The sequence below is a fragment of the Rhodoplanes roseus genome, assembly GCF_003258865.1.
Lineage (GTDB): Bacteria > Pseudomonadota > Alphaproteobacteria > Rhizobiales > Xanthobacteraceae > Rhodoplanes > Rhodoplanes roseus.
Genome location: NZ_NPEX01000193.1, coordinates 1 through 3,022, shown reverse-complemented (window position 1 = coordinate 3,022; position 3,022 = coordinate 1). Strand labels below are relative to the sequence as shown.

2 protein-coding genes are annotated in these 3,022 nt (G+C 70.5%); both read left to right on the top strand.

Annotated features, from left to right (window positions below; all coding sequences use genetic code 11):
- The first annotated feature begins 101 nt into the window (after positions 1–101).
- Positions 102–1,850, top strand: a complete 1,749-nt coding sequence (locus CH341_RS21990; RefSeq protein ID WP_111421116.1) for an ABC transporter permease — start codon at positions 102–104, stop codon at positions 1,848–1,850.
- Positions 1,847–2,977, top strand: a complete 1,131-nt coding sequence (locus CH341_RS21985) for an ABC transporter ATP-binding protein (protein WP_111421115.1) — start codon at positions 1,847–1,849, stop codon at positions 2,975–2,977. The genes CH341_RS21990 and CH341_RS21985 overlap by 4 nt, the downstream gene beginning before the upstream one ends.
- Positions 2,978–3,022 lie beyond the last annotated feature (45 nt).

Sequence of the window (3,022 nt, the reverse complement as noted above, 5' to 3'; positions counted from 1 at the left end):
CCGCAAACGCAGGCTACGCCTGTCACCCCCTCCCGCCGAGCTTCGCCCGGCGACCTCCCCCCTCCAGGGGGAGGTGAAGGAAAGGGCCGACTCCTGATCTCATGACCCTCGCCCTGCCGACAGCACCCGCACGCGCAAGGAGCGCCTCGGCGGCGACGCCCGGCCAGTGGGCCGTGGCGATCGCCATCGCGGCGTTCCTGCTGGTGGCGCTGGTGATCCCGGTCGGCACCGTGGTCTACGTCGCCTTCACCGAGAAGGGCACGGGCGATTTCACGCTGGTGAACTTCGTCGACTTCGCCCGCACCGACCTGCTGGTCCGCTCCACCTGGAACTCGATCTGGGCCGCCATGATGACGGTCGTACTGGCGACCGCCCTCGCCCTGCCGCTCGCCGTGATCACGACGCGCTACGACTTTCGCGGCGCCGCGCTGGTGCAGACGCTCGGCTTCCTGCCGCTGATCATGCCGCCCTTCGTCGGCGCCGTCGCCATGCAGCTCTTCTTCGGCCGCAGCGGCACCATCAACCTGCTGCTCGGCGACTGGTTCGACGTCGAGATCCCGTTCATGGAGGGGATCAACGGCGTCGTCTTCGTCGAGGGCGTGCATTATTTCCCGTTCATCCTGATCAATCTCTCGACCGCGCTGCGCACCATCGACCGCAGCATGGAGGAGGCCGCACAGAATCTCGGCAGCTCGGGCCTGCGGCTGTTCCGCCGCATCGTGTTTCCGCTGGCGATGCCCGGCTATGTCGCCGGCGCCTCGCTGGTGTTCGTGAAGGTGTTCGACGATCTCGCCACGCCGCTCCTCCTCAACGTCAAGGACATGCTGGCGCCGCAGGCCTATCTGCGCATCACCTCGATCGGCATCGCCGATCCGATGGGCTACGTGATCTCGGTCGTGCTGGTGCTCTTGTCGGTCTCGGCCATCGTGCTGTCGATGCTGGCGATGCGGGGGCGCGACTACGCGACCGTGCAGCGTGGCGGCGGCGGCCTAGCGAGGCGGGCCCTGCGCCCGCTCGAGCACCTCGTCGCCTGGGGCGTGGTGACGCTGATCCTGATGCTGGTGCTGGCGCCGCACGCGGCGCTCTTGATGCTGTCGCTCGCCACCGTGTGGTCCTACAGCCCGCTGCCGGACGGCTTCACGCTCGCCCACTACGCCCGGGTGTTCGGCGACTCCTCGGTCTACATCACCAACACGCTGCTCTACGCCTCGCTGGCCGGCCTGATCGACGTGGTCCTCGGCGCGGCGATCGCCTACCTGGTCCTGCGCACCAGACTGCCGGGCCGCCAGTGGCTCGACTGGACCGCGATGGCGGCCGTCGCCGTGCCGGGTGTGGTGGTCGGCATCGGATACCTGCGCACCTTCTACGGCATCGACGTGGGCGGCGTGCCGCTGGCGACGCTGTGGATCGTCATCGTGCTGGCGCTCGCGGTGCGCCGCCTGCCCTATGCGCTGCGCGCCTGCTACGCCGCGCTCCAGCAGATCTCGGTGTCGCTCGAGGAGGCGGCCGAGAATCTCGGCGCCACCAAAACGCGCACCATCCGCCGCGTCGTCGTGCCGCTGATCTCGGGCGGCATGCTGGCCGGCTTCATCTCGAGCTTCGCCACCGCCTCGGTCGAGCTCGCCGCCACGCTGATGCTGGTGCAGTCGAACTCCGACGCGCCGCTCGCCTACGGGCTCTACGTCTTCATGCAGTCGCCGGCCGGCCGCGGACCGGGCGCCGCGCTCGGCGTCATCGCCGTGGTGCTGGTGGCGATCTGCACGTTCCTGTCTCACCTCGTGGTCGAACGCCAGCACCGCCGCCAGAGCCGCGGCGCCGCCGGCCCGGCCGTGCCCGGAGCCACCGGATGACCGCTCTCGCCGTCGGCACGATCGCGACGCCCTCGGTCGACATCGCCATCGAGCATGTCGACCTGTGGTACGGCTCGAACCACGTGCTGCACGACGTGAACCTGAGAATCGAGCCGGGCGAGTTCTTCGCCTTCCTGGGCCCGTCGGGCTGCGGCAAGACCACGCTGCTGCGCCTCATCGCCGGCTTCAATCAGGCCGACCGCGGCCGCGTGCTGATCGGCGGGCGCGACGTCTCCGGTCTGCCGCCGTGGAAGCGCGACGTCGGCATGGTGTTCCAGTCCTATGCCCTGTGGCCGCACATGACGGTCGAGCAGAACGTCGCCTTCGGCCTGGAGGAGCGGCGGCTGCCGCGCCAGGAGATCAGGAAGCGCGTCGCCGCCGCGCTCGACCTCGTCGGCCTCGGCGGGCTGGAGAAGCGTCGCCCGGCCCAGTTGTCCGGCGGCCAGCAGCAGCGCGTCGCGCTCGCCCGCACCATCGTGGTCGAGCCGAAAGTCCTGCTGCTCGACGAGCCGCTGTCGAATCTCGACGCGAAGCTGCGTGGAGAGGTGCGGCGCGAGCTGCGCGAGCTCCAGCAGCGGCTCGGCCTCACGGCGATCTTCGTCACCCACGACCAGGAGGAGGCCAATACGATCTGCGACCGTATCGCCGTGATGAAGGACGGCACCGTGCAGCAGGTCGGCGCCCCCACGGCGCTCTACGACGCGCCGAAGAACCTGTTCGTGGCCGGCTTCCTGGGGACGACCAACACGCTCGCCGGACATTTTGGGCGCGGCGGTGCTGCGGCCGTGTTCGAGACCGCGGCGGGGACGATCCCGCTGCCGGCGGGCGCCCGTCCCGGGGGTGAGCCGCCGCCCGGGGCGAAGCTGGTCTTCCGCCCGCACCACGCCGTCCTGTCGCACCCCGACGCCCCGCTCGCCGAAGGCCGGACGCGCCTGCCGGGCACGATCCGGTTCAAGGAGTTCCTGGGCGCCACTGAGCGCTACGGGATCGCTATCCCCGGCCCCGCCGCGGCCGATACCGAGATCCTGGTCGACCTCACCCACGGCACCGCCCCGGCCGGCCTCGACCCCGGCACCGCGGTCGCCGTCGACATCGCCACCGACCGCGTGCTGGTGCTGGGGGAGTAGAGCCGGAGGGTGTAGCCCGCATGGAGCCCGCAGGGCGCAATGCGG

Excerpts from the sequence above, each read along its gene's own strand:
- CH341_RS21985 (WP_111421115.1), top strand. The coding sequence starts at position 1,847 with ATGACCGCTCTCGCCGTCGGCACGATCGCGACGCCCTCGGTCGACATC.
- CH341_RS21990 (WP_111421116.1), top strand. The coding sequence starts at position 102 with ATGACCCTCGCCCTGCCGACAGCACCCGCACGCGCAAGGAGCGCCTCG.